We start from the raw sequence: 289 nt of genomic DNA, 5'->3' as shown, positions 1-289 counted from the left end.
GATATCAACTCCGGTCTCTATCAGTTCCATGTTAATGACGCGGGCGAGATCGTTTACGGTATCGGCGCGATCAAAGGCGTCGGTGAAGGCCCGATCGAAGCGATCATCGACGCCCGTAACGAAGGCGGTTATTTCCGCGAGTTGTTTGATCTCTGCGCCCGTACCGACACCAAAAAGATCAACCGTCGGGTAATGGAAAAATTGATCATGTCCGGGGCCTTTGATCGCCTTGGACCGCATCGTGCTGCGCTGATGAGTTCACTCAGTGACGCGTTAAAAGCGGCCGATC

At 54.0% G+C, this 289-nt stretch carries 1 protein-coding gene; it reads left to right on the top strand.

From position 1 onward, the window contains the following. Positions 1-289 (top strand): hypothetical protein (locus SB756_RS29325; protein WP_410913059.1); only part of this gene is annotated, 289 nt, incomplete at both ends.

Origin of the sequence: Pseudomonas sp. SIMBA_068, from assembly GCF_046534705.1 — a bacterium.
Classification (GTDB): domain Bacteria; phylum Pseudomonadota; class Gammaproteobacteria; order Pseudomonadales; family Pseudomonadaceae; genus Aquipseudomonas; species Aquipseudomonas putida.
This window is presented reverse-complemented; position numbering and strand designations above follow the sequence as displayed.